General features: G+C 64.8%; 18 protein-coding genes. 10 read left to right on the top strand and 8 right to left on the bottom strand.

What is annotated here, in order from left to right; genetic code table 11:
• Positions 1–31: 31 nt before the first annotated feature.
• From QTI66_RS27570 to QTI66_RS27560, 3 genes are read right to left on the bottom strand one after another with little or no spacing between them, the layout of a single operon-like run.
• Positions 32–937 (bottom strand): carbohydrate ABC transporter permease, encoded by a 906-nt coding sequence (locus QTI66_RS27570; protein ID WP_286563368.1) that lies wholly within the window; start codon positions 935–937, stop codon positions 32–34.
• Positions 938–941: 4 nt separating this feature from the next.
• Positions 942–2273 carry an ABC transporter substrate-binding protein gene (locus QTI66_RS27565; protein ID WP_286563367.1) on the bottom strand — a complete coding sequence of 444 codons (1332 nt, stop codon included), beginning with the start codon at positions 2271–2273 and terminating at the stop codon, positions 942–944.
• A 54-nt stretch (positions 2274–2327) separates the two neighbouring features.
• Entirely contained in the window at positions 2328–3401 is a 1074-nt protein-coding gene (locus QTI66_RS27560; RefSeq protein WP_286563366.1) for an ABC transporter ATP-binding protein, read from the bottom strand.
• A gap of 149 nt (positions 3402–3550) precedes the next feature.
• On the opposite strand from QTI66_RS27560, the gene QTI66_RS27555 reads away from it, so the two are divergent.
• The 4 genes from QTI66_RS27555 to QTI66_RS27540 all read left to right on the top strand — a co-directional run bounded on the left by QTI66_RS27555 (position 3551) and on the right by QTI66_RS27540 (position 8058).
• Positions 3551–4408, top strand: coding sequence for a FadR/GntR family transcriptional regulator (locus tag QTI66_RS27555; RefSeq protein ID WP_286563364.1), 858 nt, complete (start codon positions 3551–3553; stop codon positions 4406–4408).
• Positions 4405–5421 (top strand): D-erythronate dehydrogenase, encoded by a 1017-nt coding sequence (denD, locus tag QTI66_RS27550; protein WP_286563363.1) that lies wholly within the window; start codon positions 4405–4407, stop codon positions 5419–5421. Before QTI66_RS27555 ends, denD begins: the two co-directional genes overlap by 4 nt.
• A 130-nt stretch (positions 5422–5551) precedes the next feature.
• Positions 5552–7381 carry an IlvD/Edd family dehydratase gene (locus QTI66_RS27545; protein WP_444815057.1) on the top strand — a complete coding sequence of 610 codons (1830 nt, stop codon included), beginning with the start codon at positions 5552–5554 and terminating at the stop codon, positions 7379–7381.
• Between the two features lie 125 nt (positions 7382–7506).
• Entirely contained in the window at positions 7507–8058 is a 552-nt protein-coding gene (locus QTI66_RS27540; RefSeq protein WP_286563361.1) for a thermonuclease family protein, read from the top strand.
• Here the strand turns inward: QTI66_RS27540 and QTI66_RS27535 are convergent.
• Together QTI66_RS27535 and QTI66_RS27530 are read right to left on the bottom strand one after the other, a co-directional pair.
• Complete coding sequence (locus tag QTI66_RS27535) at positions 8030–8299, bottom strand: hypothetical protein (protein ID WP_286563359.1); 270 nt, start codon at positions 8297–8299, stop codon at positions 8030–8032. The genes QTI66_RS27540 and QTI66_RS27535 overlap by 29 nt on opposite strands.
• Positions 8300–8531: 232 nt before the next feature.
• Positions 8532–9845, bottom strand: a complete 1314-nt coding sequence (locus QTI66_RS27530; RefSeq protein ID WP_286563358.1) for a hemolysin family protein — start codon at positions 9843–9845, stop codon at positions 8532–8534.
• Positions 9846–9868: 23 nt separating this feature from the next.
• On the opposite strand from QTI66_RS27530, the gene QTI66_RS27525 reads away from it, so the two are divergent.
• Positions 9869–10711 carry a symmetrical bis(5'-nucleosyl)-tetraphosphatase gene (locus tag QTI66_RS27525; RefSeq protein ID WP_286563356.1) on the top strand — a complete coding sequence of 281 codons (843 nt, stop codon included), beginning with the start codon at positions 9869–9871 and terminating at the stop codon, positions 10709–10711.
• Positions 10712–10733: 22 nt separating this feature from the next.
• Here QTI66_RS27525 and QTI66_RS27520 read toward each other — a convergent pair whose 3' ends face one another.
• Together QTI66_RS27520 and QTI66_RS27515 are read right to left on the bottom strand one after the other, a co-directional pair.
• Positions 10734–11294, bottom strand: coding sequence for a DUF924 family protein (locus QTI66_RS27520; protein WP_444815062.1), 561 nt, complete (start codon positions 11292–11294; stop codon positions 10734–10736).
• A 30-nt stretch (positions 11295–11324) separates the two neighbouring features.
• The gene (locus tag QTI66_RS27515) at positions 11325–11738 is read right to left on the bottom strand and encodes a hypothetical protein (RefSeq protein WP_286563354.1); all 414 of its coding nucleotides are present in this window, start codon (positions 11736–11738) and stop codon (positions 11325–11327) included.
• Positions 11739–11883: 145 nt separating this feature from the next.
• Between QTI66_RS27515 and QTI66_RS27510 the strand changes: the two genes are divergently transcribed.
• Positions 11884–12195 carry a high-potential iron-sulfur protein gene (locus QTI66_RS27510; protein WP_286563352.1) on the top strand — a complete coding sequence of 104 codons (312 nt, stop codon included), beginning with the start codon at positions 11884–11886 and terminating at the stop codon, positions 12193–12195.
• A 105-nt stretch (positions 12196–12300) separates the two neighbouring features.
• Here QTI66_RS27510 and QTI66_RS27505 read toward each other — a convergent pair whose 3' ends face one another.
• Complete coding sequence (locus QTI66_RS27505) at positions 12301–13317, bottom strand: LysR family transcriptional regulator (RefSeq protein ID WP_286563351.1); 1017 nt, start codon at positions 13315–13317, stop codon at positions 12301–12303.
• Between the two features lie 139 nt (positions 13318–13456).
• On the opposite strand from QTI66_RS27505, the gene QTI66_RS27500 reads away from it, so the two are divergent.
• The 4 genes from QTI66_RS27500 to QTI66_RS27485 are packed head-to-tail and all read left to right on the top strand — an operon-like array spanning position 13457 to position 17053.
• The gene (locus QTI66_RS27500) at positions 13457–14914 is read left to right on the top strand and encodes a form I ribulose bisphosphate carboxylase large subunit (RefSeq protein ID WP_353506224.1); all 1458 of its coding nucleotides are present in this window, start codon (positions 13457–13459) and stop codon (positions 14912–14914) included.
• 17 nt (positions 14915–14931) lie between these two features.
• Complete coding sequence (locus QTI66_RS27495) at positions 14932–15354, top strand: ribulose bisphosphate carboxylase small subunit (RefSeq protein ID WP_286563349.1); 423 nt, start codon at positions 14932–14934, stop codon at positions 15352–15354.
• A 39-nt stretch (positions 15355–15393) separates the two neighbouring features.
• Positions 15394–16272 (top strand): CbbX protein, encoded by an 879-nt coding sequence (gene cbbX, locus QTI66_RS27490; protein ID WP_444815056.1) that lies wholly within the window; start codon positions 15394–15396, stop codon positions 16270–16272.
• 1 nt (position 16273) lies between these two features.
• A complete protein-coding gene (locus tag QTI66_RS27485) occupies positions 16274–17053 on the top strand; it encodes an HAD-IA family hydrolase (RefSeq protein WP_286563347.1) in 780 nt (259 codons plus the stop codon).
• Positions 17054–17074: the final 21 nt, after the last annotated feature.

The following is a 17074-nucleotide window of genomic DNA, read 5'->3' as shown; positions in this document are numbered from 1 at the left end:
AGCGAGCGGCTTGGGAACGGCCCGGCGCCGCTCATTTATCACCACCTTGCTGCCACGCACGCCGCTGCAATCCAAAGTAGCTGAACATGATCGCCGCCAGCAGGAAGGGCACCATCAGCGTGGCGATCGCCGCGCCTTCAGCCAGTGCGCCACCCGAGATCGCGCGCTGGAAAGCCAGGGTCGCCATCAAGTGCGTCGCGTTCAGCGGGCCGCCGCGCGTCAGCACGTAGATCAACTGGAAGTCTGTGAAGGTGAACAGCACCGAGAAGGTCATCACCACCGCAATGATCGGCGTGAGCAGCGGCAGCGTGATGAAGCGGAACTGCTGCCACGGCGTCGCACCGTCGATGGCCGAGGCCTCGTAGTACGAAGGCGAAATGGTCTGCAACCCGGCCAGCAGCGAGATCGCCACAAAGGGAATGCCGCGCCATACGTTGGCGATGATGGTCGAGACGCGCGCATTCCACGGGTCGCCAAGGAAGTCGATGTAGTGATTGATCAATCCCAGCTTCATCAGCACCCAGCTGATGATGGAAAACTGCGCGTCGAAGATCCACCAGAACGCAATGGCCGACAAGGCCGTCGGCACGATCCACGGCAGCAGCACCACCGCGCGGAAGAAGCTCTGGAATGGCAAGCGCTTGTTCAGCAAAATCGCGAGCCAGAGCCCCAACCCGAACTTCACGACGCTCGCCACCACCGTATAGAAGATGGTGTTGAACAGCGCCAGTTGCGTGACGCTGTCCGTGATCAGGAAGCTGAAGTTCTCGAGACCGATCCACTCCCCGCTGCGGCCGATCTTGGCATCGGTGAAACCGAGCCAGGTGCCCAGCCCCAGCGGGTAGGTGAGGAACAGCAGCAGCAGCACCGTGGCGGGCAGCATGAATGCCCACCCCAGCGCATGCCGGTTGTTCTGGAATCGCTCGAGAGCCGTCATGCCGTCAGACCTTGTAGTAGCGCTCGGCGCGTTTTTGTGCGCGTTCCATCGCTTCCTTCGGCGTCTTCGATCCGCTGATCGCCTCGGCCACCATGTTCGCGATGATGAAGTCCGCACCGGCGCCGGCCGAGGCGTAGCCCAGCTTGCCGTCGTAACCCGTGGGCCGCATGTTCTTCACGCAGTCGCGGTAGGCCGTGTTCTTCGGGTCCGAGGTCCAGACCGAACACGATGAATAGGCCGCCAGCGGGTGCGCAATGTAGCCGCCCGCGCCGATGAGCCAGTTGTCGAACTGCTCGCGCTCCATCATGAAGCGCAGGAACTCCTTGGCTGCCTGCGGGTACTTGGTGTACTTGAAGATCATCTGGTTGAAGAACAGGTGCGACTCGGTCGGCACGCCCACCGGCCCGATGGGGAAGGCCGCATGCTGGATGTCGGCCGCCAGATCCTTGACCTTCGGGTCGGTCGAGTTCTTGGCGGCGTAGTAGATCGAGATGCCGTTGTTGGTGACGCTGATCTGCCCGTCCAGGAAGGCCTTGTTGTTGTTCGGATCCAGCCACGAGAGCGTGCCGGGGATGAAGTTGGGGTACAGCTCCTTGCCGTACTCCAGCGCCCGCAGCGTTTCGGTGCTGTCGATGACCACCTTGTTGTCCTTGTCGACCAGCTTGCCGCCGTGCGACCAGATCAGCCAGTTGGTCCACAGGCTGTCGCCGGTGGCGTTGCCCAGCGCGTAGCCGCCCGGTGTGCCCTTTTCCTTGAGCGCCTTGTGCAGCGCCAGGAAGCCGGCCGTGTCCTTCGGGAACGTGTCGAAGCCGGCGGCCTTCACCATGCTCTGGCGGTACACGATCATCGAGCCGGCGGCGCCCAGGCCCAGGCCCAGCCACTTCTTGCCGTCGGGGCGCAAATATTGGTGCACCGCCGGGTACCAGCCGCCGTATTTCTTGCCGAGGTATTCGGCCAGGTCAGTCACGTCGAGCAGCTTCTCGGGATAGAGGTTCGCGTCGTCGTTGGTCGACAGGATGATGTCCGGGCCGGCGCCGGTGTTGGCCGCGACGGCCGCCTTCGGCCGCACGTCTTCCCAGCCCTCGTTGTCCACGCGCACCTCGACGCCGGTGAGCTCGGTGAACTTCTTGACGTTGGCCATGTAGGCGTCGATGTCACCCTGCACGAAGCGGCTCCAGCGCAGCACGCGCAGCTTGGCACCTTTCTCGGGCTTGAAGGTCAGCGCCTGCGCATTGGCGAAGGGCGCGAAGATCGCGCTGCCGGTGCCAATGGTGGCGGCAGCGGCCAAGCCGGCAGAGCCTTTGAGAATGGTGCGGCGCTGGGTGAAGTCACTCATGGTTGTCGTCTCCTGAAATTTGCCGAACAGGCCAGTTGGTGAAAAACAAGTCGCTCAAGCCAACAGGCGCTGCCCTGTGGTGGCGTCGAAGAGGTGCGCACGCTGCAGGTCGGGCTGCAGCAGGATGGTGCTGCCCGGCGCAAAGTCATGGCGCTCACGGAACACGGCAGAAAGATCGGCGCCTTCATGCCGGCAGGCGACGAAGGTGTCCATGCCGGTGGGCTCCATCACCGCCACTTGCGCGGGGATGCCACCGGAGTCAGCCAGCGACAGGTGCTCGGGCCGCGTGCCGTAGATGACCGCTTGACCATCGGCGCCGCCCGAACTCAGCGGCGCGTCGAGCCGGGTGCCGTCGGCCAGTTCCACGTGCGCTCCGCTCCCGTTGCGGCGCAGGGTGCCGGGCAGGAAATTCATCGCGGGCGAGCCGATGAAGCCGGCCACGAACTGGTTGGCCGGGCTGTCGTAGAGCTCCAGCGGGCTGCCGGTCTGCTCGATGCGGCCGTCGCGCATGACGACGATCTTGTCGCCCATCGTCATGGCCTCGATCTGGTCGTGCGTGACGTAGATCGACGTTGTCTTCAGGCGCTGGTGCAGTTCCTTGATTTCGCTGCGCATCGCCACGCGCAGCTTGGCGTCCAGGTTGGACAGCGGTTCATCGAAAAGAAACACCTGCGGATCGCGCACGATGGCGCGCCCCATGGCCACGCGTTGACGCTGCCCGCCTGACAGCTGGCGCGGATAGCGTTCCAGCAGCGGTGTGAGTGCAAGAATTTCAGCAGCGCGGGCGACCTTCGATTCAATGGTCACCTTGTCGGCCTTGGCCAGCGCGAGCGAGAACGCCATGTTCTCGCGCACCGTCATGTGCGGATACAGCGCGTAGTTCTGGAACACCATCGCGATGTCGCGTTCCTTGGGCGGCAGGTCATTGACACGGCGATCGCCGATGCGAATCTCGCCGCCATTGATCTGCTCGAGCCCCGCAATCATGCGCAGCAGCGTGGACTTTCCGCAGCCCGAGGGGCCTACCAGCACAGTGAAGGAGCCGTCGCGGATATCGATATCTACCCCGTGCAAAATCGGGACATCGCCGAAGCTTTTCTTGACTTGCTGGATCGTGACGCTGGCCATGCAATGGAATCCTGGAAGAGATCGCGAAATCAGTTGGCGACAAACATCGTCATCGCAGCGGCGCAGTATCAGCACTGAGACATTTCGTTGCTATCAGGGCAAACCAATACGCGTTAACCCCGCAAGATTTGTATGATGACCCGATAACCGTGCTGCATTCCTCCAAGCCCTCGCCGGCACCTCTTCCCTCCGAACCGCTTCGACTGGCCTCAGACCGGCTGTCGGACCGGCTGGCGCTTCGCCTTGCGGCGCTCATCGAGTCGGGATCGCTCGCGCCCGGCGACCGCTTGCCGACCGAGCAGCAGCTGGCTTTGACGCACGGCGTGTCCCGCACCGTCGTGCGCGAGGCGGTGCATCAGCTCAAATCGAAATCACTGGTCGAATCGCGACAGGGCTCCGGGGTGTTCGTGGCGCCCACGCCGCTCAACCAGCCGCTGGCCTTCGATCCGACCGTGCTGGATTCGGTGCAGGCCGTGGTTCATGTGGTGGAAGTGCGCCGCGTGCTCGAAGGCGAGATCGCGGCGCTGGCGGCCGAGCGCGCCACGCGTTCGCAGATCGCGGCGCTTCGGCGGGCGCTGAAGGACATCGACGTGGCCGTCACACAGGGCCGCGACGGCGTCGCGGAAGACCTGGCCTTTCACCGGGTGATCGGTGAGGCGACGGGCAATCCGCAATTCCGGCTGCTGCTCGGCTTTCTGGAGCAATATTTGCGAGAAGGCATGCGCATCACGCGCGGCAACGAGGCGCGCCGGCAGGACTTCATGGAAGAGGTGCAACTGGAGCACCGCGCCATCGTCGACGCGATTGCGGCGCGCGACCCGGTGGCCGCACGCGACCGTGCGCTGGAACACCTGAGCCGCGGACGCCAGCGGCTGGTCGAAGGCGGTGTCATTTCCGGGCAAAGACGACGCGCGTCCGCGCCGGCCGAGCCCTCTTCCGGAAAAACAGGCGCTTTTGCATCACGCGCAACAGCCAACAGACGAGACAACAAAGGAGTGACCCGATGAAATTGCTCATTACCGGAGGCGGCGGCTTCCTCGGCGCGCGGCTCGCGCGAACGCTGCTTCAACGCGGCACGCTGGCCGGCGAACGCATCGACCGCATAGTGTTGACCGACATTGCGCCGCCGCCGGCCGACCTGGCGGCCGATCCGCGCGTCGAAGCGCGCACCGGGCCGCTGCTCACGCAGACCGATGCCCTGCGTACAGAGGCTTTCGATGGCGTGTTTCACCTGGCTTCCGCCGTGTCGGGCGAATGCGAGGCGGACTTCGACTTGGGCCTGCGCTCCAACCTGGACAGCACGCGCGCCCTGCTCGATGCACTGCGGGACAACGTGAATGCAGGCGGCAAGGTGACGCGCTTCGTGTTTTCCAGCTCGGTGGCGGTGTTCGGCCCCGATCCGGCGGTGCCCTTTCCCGGTGTCGTCGCGGACGACACGCTGCCGACGCCGCAAACCTCGTACGGCACGCAGAAGCTGATCTGCGAGCACCTCATTGCCGACTACACGCGCAAGGGCTACATCGACGGCCGCGCTGCGCGCCTCATGACGGTGACGGTGCGTCCGGGCCGGCCCAATGGCGCCGCGTCGTCCTTCTTCAGCGGGATCATCCGCGAGCCGCTGGCGGGGGTCGAATCGGTGTGCCCGGTGTCGCCGGACGTGTCGCACCCGATGTCGTCGCCGACGCGCACGGTCGAGGGGCTCATTGCCGTCTACGAAGCCAGCCGCGAAGCTTTCTGCGGGCGCACGGCCCTCAACCTGCCCGGCCTGAACGTGCGCGTGAGCGAGATGCTCGACGCGCTGGAAGAAGTCGCCGGACCCGCGGTGCGCGCACGTGTGCGCTTCGAGCGCGACGAGCGCATTGCGGGCATCGTGGCCAACTGGCCCACGGGTTCCACCGCCGAGCGCGCCGCGCGTCTCGGCTTGCTGCCTCACGAGAACTTTGCCGACATCATTCGCCAGTACATCGAAGACTGCCGCGCCCTCCCCACCGCCAACGAAACCCTCAAGGGACTGACTTAGGGCTCGCGCCCAGGCGCCGCTACGTGTCGCTCCTCCAATCCCTGCCGGGGGCAACACCAGCGGCCCGGCAAAGCCGGTTCCGCGATGTTCCCCGAAAACTCAGTCGCCTTGCGCGCCCAGGAGAATCCAATTGAAAAAGAAAAACCCCACCACGAAGAGCACGTCGAAGAAGTCAAAGGGCGCATTGAAGCTGCGTTCACAAAACTGGTTCGACAACCCCGACAACGCCGACATGACGGCGCTCTACCTGGAGCGCACCATGAACTTCGGGCTGGGCCTTGAAGAGCTGCAATCGGGCCGACCCATCATCGGCATTGCGCAAACCGGCTCCGACATCGCGCCCTGCAACCGCCACCACATCGTGCTGGCCGAGCGCGTGAAGGAAGGCATCCGCGACGCGGGCGGCATCGCCTTCGAGTTTCCCATCCATCCCATCCAGGAAACCTGCAAGCGCCCCACGGCCTCGCTGGACCGCAACCTGCAATACCTTTCGCTGGTCGAGATCCTGTACGGCTATCCGATCGACGGCGTGGTGCTCACCACCGGCTGCGACAAGACCACGCCGGCGCAGATCATGGCGGCGGCGACGGTCGACATTCCGGCCATCGCGCTGAACTCCGGCCCCATGCTCAACGGCTGGTACAACGGCGAACGCACCGGCTCGGGCACTATCGTCTGGCGTGCGCGCGAGATGATGGCGGCCGGTGAAATCGGCTATGAGGGCTTCCTCAAGCTCGTGGCCTCCTCGGCCCCTTCGACCGGTCACTGCAACACCATGGGCACGGCCTCGACCATGAATTCGCTGGCCGAAGCGCTCGGCATGACGCTGCCGGGCAGCGCGGCAATTCCCGCGCCCTATCGCGACCGCCAGGAGATGGCATACATGACCGGCAAGCGCATCGTCGAGATGGTGCGCGAAGACCTGAAGCCCTCGGACATCCTCACCCGCGCCGCCTTCGAGAACGCCATCATCGTGAACTCCGCGCTGGGCGGATCGACCAACGCGCCGATTCACCTCAATGCCATTGCACGGCACATCGGCGTGAAGCTCGAAACGTCGGACTGGGAAAAGCTCGGCTACAAGATCCCGCTGCTGGTCAATTTGCAACCGGCAGGCGAATACCTCGGAGAGGACTACTACCGTGCCGGCGGCGTGCCGGCCGTGGTGGCCGAACTCATCGCCAAGGGCAAGATCCAGCCCGCGATGACAGCCAACGGCAAGACGCTCGTCCAGAACTGCGAAGGCCAGTTCACGAACGACCGCAAGGTGATCTTCGCGTACAACAAGCCGATGAAGAAAGATGCCGGCTTCCTCAACTTCAGCGGCAACCTGTTCGACTCCGCGATCATGAAGACGAGCGTGATCAGCGAGGAATTCCACAAGCGCTATCTACAGAATCCGGACGACCCGATGGCCTTCGAAGGCCGCGCCGTCGTGTTCGATGGCCCGGAGGACTACCACCACCGCATCGACGATCCGAAGATGAAGATCGACGAGCACTGCGTGCTGTTCATGCGGGGCGTGGGGCCGATCGGCTACCCCGGCGCGGCCGAAGTGGTCAACATGCGGCCGCCGTCGTACCTGCTCAAGAAGGGCATCATGGCCCTGCCCTGCATTGGCGATGGGCGGCAGTCGGGCACGTCGGGATCGCCTTCGATCCTCAATGCCTCTCCGGAGGCAGCGACGGGCGGCGGCTTGGCGTTGCTGAAGACTGGCGACCGCGTTCGCATCGACCTGAAGAAGCGCACGGCCAACATGCTGGTGCCCGACGAAGAGATTGCGCGGCGGCGCGCGAAGCTCGAAGCGGACGGCGGCTATCCCTATCCGCCGAGCCAGACGCCGTGGCAGGAGATCCAGCGCAATGTGGTGGACGAACTCTCGCAGGGCATGGTGCTCAAGCCCGCCGTGAAGTACCAGAAGATCCACGCGACCTTCGGGATTCCGCGGGACAACCACTGAGTTTGTTGCAGCGAACCGCTGGATGGGCTGAAGGCGTGCTTGGCGGGAAAGTAACCGCCAATCACTGAGAAATTGAGTTGGCTCCTCGACCGGAGAGGGCTGATTTGTTTGGCACGATACGCGTCATGCCCCTCGCGTCAGTTGCCCTCCTGTGCCTCGTCGTCGCCGTGTCCGACGGCGACACCCTGAAAGCCCGCTGCGACGACCAGTCGCCGCTTGATGAACCCATGATCGTCCGCCTTGCCGGCATCGACGCGCCTGAAAGCAACCAGGCTTTCGGCCGCCGCGCCAAGCAGGCCCTCGCCCGTCTCACGCTCGGCAAGCAAGCGCAACTGCAATGCCACGTGAAGCACGACCGCTACGGCCGCAGCCTATGCAAGGTGATGGTCGCGCCCGCTTCCTGTTCACAGGAACCCTGCGCCAGGACACTCGACGCCGGCTTGGCCATCATCACGCTCGGCCTGGCGTGGTGGGAGCCGCGCTACGCCGACGAGCAGACGCCGCAGGAGCGCGGTCAATACGATTTCGGCCAATACGAGGCCAAGGCCAGGCACGCCGGCCTGTGGCGCGACGCCGACCCCGTGCCGCCGTGGGAATGGCGTCGCGAGCATCCGATCCGGCCGTACGCCGGATCGAGCCCCTATCGCTCTAACCCGCCGAGCCTCCCCCCAAATTGACGTGAAGGTCGCCAAAGCCCGAGATGGGCGGCCTTTGGCTCGTCAGGCCGCAGCGCTCGTCATTGCGCTTTTGCAAGGCTGCGATGCCGGCGCGCATTGCCGACGAATAGGTCGGCATCGGTCCCGACGCGCATTCCACGGCCCGGGGCTGCGTATGCGGATTGTCCTGCTTGAGCAGGACCCAATAGAAATGGCCCGGTATGGGCTCATCGACAATCAACTCGATCTCGTCCTGTTTCACGTCAAAGTCCTTTCACACGCACGGGCGCAATCGTTTTCGCGGCTCGCGTGGAAAAGAACGATCAGGAGACCCTGGGTTCAAAAGACCAGCCACCGAGGCGCAGGACTCATTGAAAGACGGACTTGCCTTCGGCGGAAGGTGAGGATTTCACGAAAAGGCGCGTCTCAGTTCACCGTAAGAAACAATCGTGCGAAAAGCACGACTGCACGCGCGTCATGACGAGAGTGAGTGCTCAGGAATCTGACGGAAGGCCGCTTTCACCCGGATGCGCCAGTACCTTGTCGATGCGGCGCCCGTCCAGTTCCAGCACCTCGAAAGACCAGCCCGCGCAATCGACGCGTTCGCCGACGACCGGCAGCTGGCCGGAAACCGACATCAGCAGCCCCGCCAATGTGTTGTAGCGGCCACGGTCTTCCTCGGGCAGCGTGCGGATGGTCAAGCGCGCACGCAGTTCGGAAACAGGCATGAGCCCGTCGAGTTCCCAGGCGCCGTCCGGCCGCAACGTGGCCCAGGCGTCCGCCTGCAGGCCGGGCTGCAGCTCGCCTGTGATGGCTTCGAGCAGGTCGCGCGGCGTCATGAGCCCCTGCACCACGCCATATTCGTCGACCACGAACACCAGCCGCCCGGCGCGCGCGCGGAATTGCTCCAGCAGTTCCATGCCGGTGAGCGTTTCGGGCACGAAGGCCGCCGGCTGCGCGGCTGTCTCGATCGAGCCCTCGTGCTGCGGCCCCAGCTGAAGCAGCCGCGCCACGCTGATCACGCCCACCACGTCGTCCAGCGAATTGCGGCACACGGGGTACCAGGAATGCACGAGGTTGAGCGTCGCCGCGTCGGCCACTTTCTTCAGGCTCTGGGCAACCGTGCTCGAAGCTTCCATCCACTCGATGTCCGCGCGGGGAATCATCAGCGAGGAAAGGCGCCGGTCGTCCAGGTGGAACACGTTGCGCACCATCTGGTGCTCGTGCCGCTCGATGACGCCGGCGTCCACGCCCTCTTCCAGGCTGGCCGAGATTTCTTCTTCCGTCACCGACCGGGCGGCGTTGACGTCGATCCGGATGAGCTTGAGCAGCATCGCCGTCGAGCCGGACAGCAGCAACACGAAAGGCTTGGCGAACCTGGCCAGGCCGCGCATGGGGCGAGAGACCCAGCGGGCAACCGGCTCGGGATACAACTGCCCGATGCGCTTGGGCATCAGTTCGCCGAAGAGGATGGTGAAGAAGGTGATGCACGTCACCACGAACACCGTCGACACCACGCTCGCGGCGCCCGAGGACATGCCGTGCGCTTCAAGAATGTGCGACAGCGGGTCCGCAAACGCCGCCTCGCCCACGATGCCGCTGAGCATGCCGATCGAGGTGATGCCGATCTGCACGGTCGACAGGAACTGCGTCGGATCTTCCATGAGCCTGAGCGCCGCCTCGGCGCCCGCGTCCCCCGTTTCGGCCAAGGCCGCCAGCCGCGCGCGGCGACTCGTCGACAAAGCCATTTCGGACATTGCGAACAGCGCATTGATGGCTGTCAGCATGGCCAGGAAGAACACGTCCATGAAAGCAAGGGAGAATGAAGAACATGGCACTTTACTTGATAGGGGACGTCCAGGGCTGCGATGAGCCCCTGGGCCGCCTGCTGGACACACTGGACTTCTCGCCAAGCCGCGACACCGCGATCGTGCTGGGCGACCTGGTCAACCGCGGCCCCGGCTCGGCCGCCGTGCTTCGCCGCATGCAGGCCCTGGGCGCTTCGGCGCAGAGCCTGCTGGGCAACCACGACCTGCACCTGCTGGGCGTGGCGCACGGCGCGCGGCACGCCGGGCGCAGGGACACGCTGCAAGACATCCTCGACGCGCCAGACCGAGACACGATGCTCGACTGGCTGCGCCACCAGCACATGGCCCTGCATCGCAACATTGGCGGGGGCGACCTGCTGATGGTCCACGCCGGCGTTGCGCCGCAATGGAGCGTGGCAGACACGCTGGCCCATGCCGCGGAGCTGGAATCGGTGCTGCGCGGCGCGAAGCTGGGCGAATTCCTGAAGACCATGTACGGCAACGAGCCGAACCGCTGGAGCGACGCACTGCGCGGCAAGGACCGCCTGCGCGTCATCGTGAACGCATTGACGCGCATGCGCTTTTGCGACGAAGACGGCACGATGGAGTTCGAGTCCAAGGACAGCGCCGCGTCGCCCCCCGCCGGCTACATGCCGTGGTTCGACGTGCCGGGTCGCAAGACCCGCCACGCAACAGTTGCCTGTGGCCATTGGTCGACCCTGGGCTGGGTGTCCCGCCCCGACCTCATTTCGACCGACACGGGTTGTGTCTGGGGCGGCGCGCTGAGCGCGGTGCGCATTGGCGCGACGCTGGATGAGCGCGAGTTGATCCAGGTCGAGTGCGCGCAGGCGCAAAAGCCTGGTTGAATTGTTGCCACGCGAGCTTCAGTTATCCGGTGAAGCCCCCTTCGTCGAGGAACTTCTGCTCCTCCTCCGTCGTGGTGCGCCCCAATGGGCCATTGCGGTGCGGAAAACGCCCGAAGCGCATGATGATGTCCCGGTGATGCGACGCATAGCGCCGGTTCTCCTCGCCCAAAGCACCGTTGAGCATCACCGAACGCTCCTGGTCCGCCAGCGATTCCGAGTGCATGAAGGGCAGGTAGTAAAACGCGCGCAAAGACGGGTCGGAGATTTGCTGGTCGAGCCGGGCGTCGACCGCGGCACGCGCGATGGCAAGCGCCTTTCCGTCGGTGGCGAACATGTGGCCACTGCCGCGCCACGCGTTCCTTGGAAACTGGTCCAGCAACACCAGCAAGGCCAGCACGCCCTCCGCGTCGGCCGCCCACGCGTCGTAGGCGCCGGTGGCTGCCGCATGGTGCGCGGCTTCAAAGCGCGACTTGATTTCAGCGTCGAATGCTGCGTCCCTCTTGAACCACCGTGCGGGGCCTGCGTTGCGCCAGAACCGGGTGACATCCCTTGACGTGATCGGTGCACTCATGCGACCGATGATGCCACTGGCGCGCGCCGGATTGCACTGCCGTTACGAGCCTTTGCAGGCTCCCACCGCCTGGCCTGTAATTCGCTGGTAGAAGGTCATGTTCTTGCCGCCCAACCGCACGCTGAGCGTGCCGGAAATGGACTGCGCATCCCACTGCCATTGCGCCCCGCCCGAGGTGCCGTGGCCGCCTGTGCATTTCAGGACGTAGGTGGTGGCCACGGCGTCGTTGCCGGAGTCCTTGGCGAGCACGCAGTCTTGCAGCGACACGTGACGGAGCACTGGAAACATCTGCGACAAATCGCGCGTGTCCACGCAGCGGCGCTCGCGTGTGTCCGCGTAGCGCAGGTTTTCTTCCAGGTGCGGCATGCCGGTCTGGATCACGAGGTCGTACAGCCGCACCGGCTCCGCTTCGTCCGCCGCATTCGCAGCGGACGCTGTCAGAAGGAGCGCAGCCATGGAGATGACGGATTTCATGACCCTCGACTGTGCGCTGAAAAGCGGCGTCGCGAATCCTCCTATCGAAATCCCGATCGGCTACAGGGCCTGAAATGTGCCAGCATGGTGCGCCGGTTCGATGTGAACCGGACGAAGGAACCGACTCATGAGCAACCCAAGTCGACGTGCCTTTGTGTTGTGCGTGGTGGCCAGCGGAAGCGCCCTCACCGCATCACAGGCAACGGCCCAGGCAGCCGCAGTCCCCGAAACCGACCCCACCGCGGCCGCCCTTGGCTACAAGGCCGACCACACCAAGGTCGACAAGGCCAAATATCCCAACTACGCCCCCACGCAGACGTGCAGCAATTGCATGCTGTTCCAGGGCAAGCCTGCCGATGCGACCGGGCCGTGCACGCTGTTTGGCGGCCGGCCGGTCGCCGGGCAGGGCTGGTGCAGCGCCTGGGCGAAGAAGCCGTGATGGCGAGCTGACTCCGCTCTTGCCCCCTCTCCCCTCCGGGGAGAGGGCGGGGGTGAGGGGCATGGGCGGTCGATCAAGCTGCGCCGTGTCCACCGCCCGGTGCCCTCACCCTAACCCTCTCCCGGAGGGAGAGGGGACAAGATCCGCACCTCTCCCGGAGCGAGAGGGAGCAGCACGCGCCCGCTTGCGAGGCCTGACGACCTCCACCCGCGCGTCCACTTCCTGCTGACCCCGTTCACGCAGGAAGCTCTCGAACGCCATCGCCACGTGCGTCAGCTGCCGTGATGCCAGCCGCATCACGAACCAGCTGCGCTCGATCGGGTTGTCCTTCATGGGCAGAATGGCGAGCAGCCCCGCGTTCATCTCCAGCACGCAGGTGTGCAGCGACAAAAAGGCGACGCCGAAACCCGCGGCGCACATGTGCTTGATGGCCTCGTTGCTCGACATTTCCGAGCCAATGCGCATCGGCAAGCCGGCGTCCTTGAAGAGGCGCTCGACGGTGGTGCGCGTACCGGATCCGCGCTCCCGCACCAGGATGCGCGCCTCTGACAGCCGCTCGATGCCCGGCCGCGGGTCATGCATCAGCGGATGGTCCGGCGCAGCGACGAAGGCCATCGGGTGCCGCGCAAACGCCGTGGCCACCGTCTTCAGTTCGGCCGGCGGGCGCCCCATGATGGCCAGGTCGATTTCCTGCCCCGCCAGCATGCGCACGATGCCGTCGCGGTTGCCGACTTCGAGCTTGACCTTGACCTTGGGATTGGCGTTCGCAAAGGCCACGAGCAGCGGCGGCAGGAGGTACTCCGCCGTCGTCACGGCGCCCACGCGCAACGTGCCCGAGAACTCGCCCTGCAATGTCGCCATTTCCTCGCCGGCCTCCTGCCACAGGGCAAGGATGCGGCCTGCGTAAGACGCCAGCAGCTCGCCCGCCTCGGTAAGACGGATGCCACGGCCCGAGCGCTGCAGCAGCGGCGTGCCGGCGGAAGCTTCCAGCCCCGCGATCTGGATCGACACAGCCGGCTGCGTGAGGTGCATCTCGTCGGCGGCGAGCGAAACGCTGCCCAGGCGCGCCACGGCATGGAAGGCGGCCAGTTGACGAAACGATGCATTTCTTGCGAGCGACATTGACGCTGATATTAGTAAAACGCAATGTCGGCGTAAATAGATTTAATTATTCTTATTTCTCATGGCTCCGTAGATTCGAGGCATTCCCAGCCTTGGTCGCGATGGCGACCCCAACATCAAGGAGAGTCTTGTGGGCCACATGAACGAGCCAGTGCAGATCACCGATGCCGCCAAACGCTACAGCGCCGGCGTTCTCAAGTACGCGCAGATGGGCTACTGGGAAGGCGACTACGAACCCAAGGCCACCGACATCCTGGCGCTATTTCGCATCACGCCGCAAGACGGCGTGGACCCCATCGAAGCCGCCGCTGCGGTGGCCGGCGAATCAAGCACCGCGACGTGGACCGTGGTGTGGACCGATCGCCTCACCGCCTGCGACATGTACCGCGCCAAGGCCTATCGCGTGGACCCCGTTCCCGGCATCCCGGGGCAGTTCTTCTGCTACGTGGCCTACGACCTCTCGCTCTTCGAGGAAGGATCGATTGCCAACGTCACGGCTTCCATCATCGGCAACGTGTTCAGCTTCAAGCCGTTGAAGGCGGCGCGGCTGGAAGACATGAAGTTTCCGGTGGCGTACGTGAAGACCTTCGCCGGCCCGCCCACCGGCATCGTGGTCGAACGCGAGCGGCTGGACAAGTTCGGCCGCCCCTTGCTGGGCGCCACGACCAAGCCCAAGCTCGGCCTCTCGGCACGCAACTATGGCCGCGTGGTGTACGAAGGCCTCAAGGGCGGCCTCGACTTCATGAAGGACGACGAGAACATCAACTCGCAGCCCTTCATGCACTGGCGCGATCGCTTCCTGTGCGTGATGGACGCGGTCAACAAGGCCAGCGCCGCGACCGGCGAGGTCAAGGGAAGCTACCTCAACGTCACGGCCGGCAACATGGAAGAGATGTACCGCCGCGCCGAGTTCGCGAAGGAACTGGGCTCGGTCATCGTGATGATCGACTTGGTGATCGGCTACACCGCCATCCAGTCGATGTCGAACTGGTGCCGGCAGAACGACATGATCCTTCACTTGCACCGCGCCGGACACGGCACCTACACGCGGCAGAAGAACCATGGCGTGAGCTTCCGCGTGATCGCCAAGTGGATGCGCATGTCGGGCGTGGACCACATCCACGCCGGCACGGCGGTCGGCAAGCTCGAGGGCGACCCGATGACGGTGCAGGGCTACTACAACGTGTGCCGCGACACGCACACGAAGGTCGATCTGCCGCGCGGCATCTACTTCGACCAGGACTGGGGCGCGCTGAAGAAGGTCATGCCCGTGGCCTCGGGCGGCATCCACGCGGGGCAGATGCATCAGTTGCTCAGTCTCTTCGGCGATGACGTGGTGCTGCAGTTCGGCGGCGGCACGATCGGGCATCCGCAGGGCATCCAGGCGGGTGCGACGGCGAATCGCGTCGCGCTCGAAGCCATGGTGCTCGCGCGCAACGAAGGGCGTGACATCGACCACGAAGGCCCGGAGATCCTGCGCGATGCAGCCAAGTGGTGCACGCCCCTGCGGGCCGCGCTCGACACCTGGGGCGACATCACCTTCAACTACGCGTCGACCGACACATCGGACTTCGTGGCCACACCGTCCTTGTCCTGAATCCGGGGGAGAAACACATGCGCATCACACAAGGTACCTTTTCGTTCCTGCCAGCGTTGAGCAACGAGCAGATCACACGACAGGTCGAGTACTGCCTGGAAAACGGCTGGGCCGTCGGCCTCGAATACACGGACGATCCGCACCCGCGCAACACCTACTGGGAAATGTTCGGCAACCCGATGTTCGACCTGCACGATGCGGCCGGCATCATGATGGAGCTCGAGTCTTGCCGCAAGAGCTTTCCGAACCACTACGTGCGGCTCACCGCCTTCGACTCCACGCATGGCACGGAGTCGGTCGTGCTCTCCTTCATCGTCAACCGCCCGCCGAACGAGCCGGGCTTCCGTCTCATTCGCACCGAGGCGCCGGGCCGCACGATGCGCTACAGCATCGAGAGCTACGCCGCACAGTCGCAGCCCGAAGGCAGCCGCTACAGCTGAGACACACCCGGGACGCACGACATGGATGGCACGACGACCTTGAACACCCCCAGCGCGCTGCTCGAAGCCTCGGGCGCACGCGCCGTGCTGGCCAGGCTCGATGCGGAGCTGATCGGGCTCGCGCCAGTCAAGAGCCGCATTCGCGACATCGCGGCGCTGCTGCTCATCGACAAGCTGCGCGCCGAGCAGGGATTGCAGTCTCGGCCGCCCTCGCTGCACATGTGCTTCACCGGCAACCCCGGCACCGGCAAGACGACCGTGGCGATGCGCATGGCCGAAGTGCTCAAGCAACTGGGCTATGTGCGCAAGGGGCATCTGGTGGCGGTCACACGCGATGACCTCGTTGGCCAGTTCATCGGCCATACGGCGCCCAAGACCAAGGAGGTGGTCAAGAAGGCGATGGGCGGCGTGCTCTTCATCGACGAGGCCTACTACCTCTACAAGCCCGAGAACGAGCGCGACTACGGCCAGGAATCCATCGAGATCCTGCTGCAGGTCATGGAGAACCACCGCGACGACCTGGTCGTGATCCTGGCCGGCTATCGCGACCGCATGGACACCTTCTTCGAGAGCAACCCCGGCATGGCCTCGCGCATTGCGCACCACATCGACTTTCCGGACTACAGCGAAAGCGAGTTGATGCAGATCGCGCAACTGATGCTCGACCACCTCAACTACCACTTCGACGGCGGCGCCCTGGATGCGTTCGGCCAGTACGTGAGCCTGCGCCGGCAACAGCCGCACTTTGCGAATGCGCGTTCCATCCGAAATGCGCTCGACCGCATCCGGCTGCGGCACGCGACGCGCCTTTTCTCGATCGACACCGCGCCCACGCGCGAGCAGCTGTGCACGCTGGGTGCGCAGGACATCCTCGCCAGCCGCGTCTTTGCCAATGCCACATCGCCAGCAGGAGACTGACATGGGAATCGAAGCTTTCATCTTCGACGTGGACGGCACCCTTGCCGACACCGAGGCTGCGCATCTCACCGCCTTCAACACGGCCTTCGAGTTCCTGGGCCTGGGCTGGCAATGGCAGCCTCTTGAATATCGGCACATGCTGCGCGTGGCGGGCGGCAAGGAGCGCATCCGCTACTACATCGAGGGCCTGGACATCAAGCCGCCAGAGCGCGCCCGCCTCTATGCGATGGTGCGCGACATCCACGAGGCCAAGACCCGCATCTATGGCGAGATCGTTCGCGAAGGCGGCGTGCAGTTGCGCACCGGTGTCTTGCGACTCATGAACGAAGCGCTGGCCGAAGGCTGCAAGCTCGCCATCGCCAGCACGACGACCGCCGCCAACATCGACGCGCTGCTGCAAGCCGCGCTCGGTACCCGCGGCCTCGACATGTTCAGCGTGATCGCCTGCGGCGACCAGGTGGCGCACAAGAAGCCCTCACCCGACATCTACCACCTGGCCTTGAGCGGGCTGGGCCTTGACGCGGAGCACGCGATTGCGTTCGAAGATTCGCCCAACGGCCTGAACGCCGCCACGGCCGCCGGCTTGTGGTGCGTGGTGACGCCCAACTTCTGGACGCAGGACAACGACTTTTCAGGCGCGGGCCTGCTGCTGCCCCATCTCGGCGACCCTGCGGCGCCGCTGCCCGGCGAGCCGGGGCTGCATCTCGACTCGGCCGCGTGGCTGACCTGCCACGAAGCGGTGCGACTTGCGGAGCACGCCAACGCGCCAATGACTTACTAGAACCACAGGGAGAACCACACC

This window comes from Variovorax brevis (assembly GCF_030317105.1).
Lineage (GTDB): Bacteria > Pseudomonadota > Gammaproteobacteria > Burkholderiales > Burkholderiaceae_C > Variovorax > Variovorax brevis.
Note: the sequence above shows the minus strand (reverse complement) of the source record. Positions and strands in the feature narration are given on the sequence as shown.